Source organism: Chloroflexota bacterium, from assembly GCA_035652535.1.
Classification (GTDB): domain Bacteria; phylum Chloroflexota; class UBA6077; order UBA6077; family SHYK01; genus DASRDP01.
This window is the reverse complement of the sequence record DASRDP010000105.1, coordinates 1-4,081: the sequence shown is the minus strand read 5'-3', so window position 1 is coordinate 4,081 and position 4,081 is coordinate 1. Positions and strand designations below refer to the sequence as shown.

Sequence of the window (4,081 nt, the reverse complement as noted above, 5' to 3'; positions counted from 1 at the left end):
GGTCGTCGGCTTGGCATCGGCGGTCGCAGCTGCCATACGACCGGCGCTTCGCGTGTCGTTTCGACCGCCCGCCACGGCCCTTAGGCTCCAAGAAAGGGATGTCCCACTTGGAGCAGCGGAATCGAGCGGTGCATTCTCACTTGCTTTCCTCGTTGTTGCCGTCGCCCTCGTGGGTCTGCAGATGGCGACGCGCTGGGCCGGCATTGGTTTCGGGACGACGGCGGTTCTTGCTCTCGCAGCCTGCCTGGCTGGCGCGCCCCTCGTACGGTATGGATCTCCGTTGTTGATGCGCGTTTGGACGCAGGCCTTCGGCGTCGAAGGGGCGTTCGCCGCAGAGCATCTCCGTGAGCAGCCTCGACGATCTTCGCTGGTGGTTGCGACCCTCGGATTCGGGCTCGGTACGGTCCTCGTATCGGGCATGCTCGGCAAGAGCTTCGAGGCCAGCCTGGTTGACCGACTCTCGGCGTTTCTCCGAGCCGACATCGTGCTGATGTCGCCGTTTTCGTCGGCCGGCTACTTCACAGCGGCCGTGACCGACCGTGTCGTGGACGAGATTCGCCGTATGCCGGGAATAGCGAACGTCGGTGCCGTGCAGGGGACGGAGATATCGTACGGTGACGGCGACGCGGTGCTTTACGCCTACGACACGAACGGGATCCTCGACCCGGCGCTCCTCGGGTTTCTCGTCCGCGACCTCGACACGCTCGAGGCGTTCGCCGCGGGAAGAGGTATCTTGGTGACCGATTCGTTTGCCCACCGTTTCGGCGTGCACGTGGGCGATTGGATCGCCATTCCCGCCCCTGCGGGCGAACGCCGATATCCGTTGTTGGCCATTGTCAGCACCGAACCAACGGTCGCTGTCCTAATGAACCGGGACGAATATCGTCGCTTCTGGAAGGACGATCATGTCCGCTGGATAAATGTGCGCGTTGCGGGTGGTGTGGCGGTCGAGGAGGTGAGGCGTGGACTAAAGGCCGAGATTGCGCGACGTTACAATCTCCAAGTGATCTCCGGTCGGGCTCAGACGGACTTCTACGTGGAGAAGGTGCGCCAGGTGTTCAGCGCCCTTTACGTCGTTCAAGCGATCGTGTTCATCCTCGTGTTCGTCGGCTTGGGGGATGCACTCGCGACAGGGGTAATCGAGCGCACTCGTACGCTTGCAATGATGCGTGCGGTTGGACTTCCGCGGCGCGCGCTGTTCTCCGTGATTGTTCTCGAAGGGCTCGGGGTGGGGGCACTTGGATTGCTCTTGGCGGGCGCGACGGCACTGACTCTAGGCGTGTTCTGGGTGGCGGTTCAGTTTCCCGCTGTCTCGGGCTGGATCATCGATCTGCACGTTCCCGTAGCGCTGGCGCTTGTTGCTCTCGCAGCAACCGTCGCCCTTTGCCTCGGAGCGGCTGTTCCTCCTGCACTTCGGGTCGCTTATCTTCCGATCGGGCCCGCCCTGCGGGGGGAGTGATTTGCACGCAGGCGTCACTCTCGGGACCGTAGCGCGACCTTTGGGAACGAACGTGTCCGACCTCGACTCGGAGGTCGGGTATTGAGCCGCGAGGTAGACGAGTCAGCAGGCCGGCCATGGGCGTCCTCGGAATAAATGCATACGCTCACAACGCCGCTGCAGTCGTCTACGACCGCGAGGGGACGGTTGGCGCAGAGCAAGAACGGTTCGACCACAAGAGAAGGAGCGGCGCGTTTCCAATCGACGTGCTGCGTGACGTAATTCTCCCGATCACCGATCGAAACGCTATAAAGGCCGTTGCATTTCCTTGGAAGCCACTTCGATTCCTCCGTACGTACCTTCGGCTGTGCTGCAACGATCTCCCGAGGAGCCTGTCTCTCATTCATCCAAGAGCCTGCCCACATCTCAACGTCGCGTCGGGCGTGCGATTCCTTCGGCTTCGGAGTGAGCTGGCCCGCGCGCTTGGCGTCGCCCGGGCGCCAGTCCGATTCGTCGAGCACCATCTTGCTCATGCCAGCAACGCGTTCTTTTCATCCGATTTCGACAGGGCTCTCGTTCTAGTGGCCGACGGCTTTGGGGACACGTGCTCTCTATCGCTGTACCTCGGCGAGAAGGACGGCCTCAGCTTGATAGCGAGGAACAGTCTGCTGGACTCCCTGGGCATACTGTACGCCTGTGTCACGCAGCACCTTGGATTCCGGACGCTTCACGACGAGGGCAAGGTAATGGCCCTCTCGGCATACGGAGACGATTCGCTGGAGAGAGAATTCGCCAGGATTGTGCAGTGTCTCCCCGGGGGGAGGTACAGGTTCGATTTCTCGTATCTCAATTACAATTCCAGCGGGGAGCGACGCCCGTTCAGTGAGAAATTCGAGAGAGCGTTTGGGCCCGCACGAGCGCCGGGGGAGCCGTTGGGGGCTCGCCACTACAACCTCGCGAAGGCGCTGCAACGCACGGTGGAGCGGGTGATTGTACATGTCGTGCGATACGCTGCGGATGCGCACCGCGTTGATAGGTTGTGTTTCTCCGGGGGCGTCGCGCTGAATTGCGTGCTGAACGGACGCCTTGTCTCGGATACGGGGTTGCGCTCGATATTCGTGCCGCCCGCGCCTGACGACAGCGGCGCAGCGCTCGGCGCTGCCCAGGCAGTGGCGCACCTCGAGTTGGGGTGGCCGCGCTACACGCTGGATTCGGCTGCGCTCGGGCCGGAGTACACCGTCGGCCGAATCGGGGCGGCACTCCGCGGTGAGCAGTGTGAGATTTCTGAGCCGCCGGACGCCGCAGAGAAGGTTGCAGAGCTATTGGCGAAGGGATGCGTCGTGGGTTGGTTCCAGGGACGGATGGAGTACGGACCCCGTGCGCTCGGCCAGCGTTCGATCCTCGCGGATCCGCGCCGTAGAGACATCCAGCAGGTACTCAACGGGATGAAGCGCCGGGAGGCCTTTCGGCCCTTTGCGCTCGCGATTCTTTCCGAGCACGTCCATGAAGTCGTGCGGCCGGCGTTGCCGTCGCCATACATGGGTTTCGCGGGTGTGGTACGGCGCGAGATGCGCGCATCCATTCCCGGCGCTGTCCATGTCGATGGGTCCGTGCGCTTTCAAACCGTCGAACCGGCGGCAGGCTCTCTACGGCTTCGAGCGGTTGTCGAGGCGTTCTACCGCAGGACGGGAATACCCTGCGTGGTGAATACCTCGCTGAACTGCCAAATGCCGATTGCGGCCACACCCGAAGATGCTCTCGCGTGCTTTCATGCAGCTGGGCTGGATGCGATCTGCCTGGGACCATACTTGGTTCAGCGCGGGCCGGAGCGCCCGCGCCACGACGAGAGCTCGGCCCTTGCGGCGACGGCACGCGCCGTGCCGCGTTGACGCTCGCGTCGCGCGCGTGCTAGCCGACCGCCGATGGAGCGCGCCGTCGTCATGACCGGCATCGGCGGCCAGGGCGTGCAGCTCCTCGCGAGGGTCCTCGCGCAGGCGGCCATCCGCGAAGGGAAGCAGGCGATGACCTTCGGCGTGTTCATGGGGATGATCCGCGGCGGGGCGAGCGAGTCGACGGTCGTCGTCGCCGACGGCGAGATCACGACCCCGCCGATCGTGCCGCACGCGTGGGCGATCCTCGCCCTCCACGGCGAGGGACTCCCGAAGCTCCGCGCGAAGATCGAGCCGGGCGGCGTCGTGGTCGCGAACGCGGACCTCGTCGGGGCGCTGCCGGCGTGGGAGGGCGTGCGGACGGTCGCGGTGGCCGCGACCGGGGAGGCGAAGGCGCTCGGCCATCCGCTCGGCGCCGGCATGGTGGCGCTCGGCGCGTTCGTCGCGACGACGGCGCTCGTCGCCCCCGCGTCGCTCGACGCCGCGCTCGCGGACGTGCTGCCGCCGCATCGCCGGACGCTCGCCGACGCGAACCGCCGCTGCCTCGCGCGGGGCGCGGCGCTCGTCGCGCCCGCCGCGTCCGCGTTGCGCCCGTTCGCGCCCGCGTGTTAGGCGTCGGGGCGCCGTGGCGCGCCGGCCGGCGACCGTGACGATCGACGTCGAGACGTGCAAGGGCTGCGTCCTCTGCGTCGACGTCTGCCCGCCCCGGGTCCTCGTCATGTCGGAGCGCCCGAACGCGATGGGCTACCGCCAC

3 protein-coding genes are annotated in these 4,081 nt (G+C 65.5%); all 3 read left to right on the top strand.

What is annotated here, in order from left to right:
* Window positions 1–286 precede the first annotated feature (286 nt).
* The 3 genes from VFC51_13055 (at window position 287) to VFC51_13045 (ending at window position 3,939) form a co-directional block, all read left to right on the top strand.
* Entirely contained in the window at window positions 287–1,459 is a 1,173-nt protein-coding gene (locus tag VFC51_13055) for an ABC transporter permease (GenBank protein HZT07953.1), read from the top strand.
* A 116-nt stretch (window positions 1,460–1,575) separates the two neighbouring features.
* Window positions 1,576–3,327 carry a carbamoyltransferase C-terminal domain-containing protein gene (locus VFC51_13050; GenBank protein HZT07952.1) on the top strand — a complete coding sequence of 584 codons (1,752 nt, stop codon included), beginning with the start codon at window positions 1,576–1,578 and terminating at the stop codon, window positions 3,325–3,327.
* Between the two features lie 33 nt (window positions 3,328–3,360).
* Window positions 3,361–3,939 carry a 2-oxoacid:acceptor oxidoreductase family protein gene (locus VFC51_13045; GenBank protein HZT07951.1) on the top strand — a complete coding sequence of 193 codons (579 nt, stop codon included), beginning with the start codon at window positions 3,361–3,363 and terminating at the stop codon, window positions 3,937–3,939.
* Window positions 3,940–4,081 lie beyond the last annotated feature (142 nt).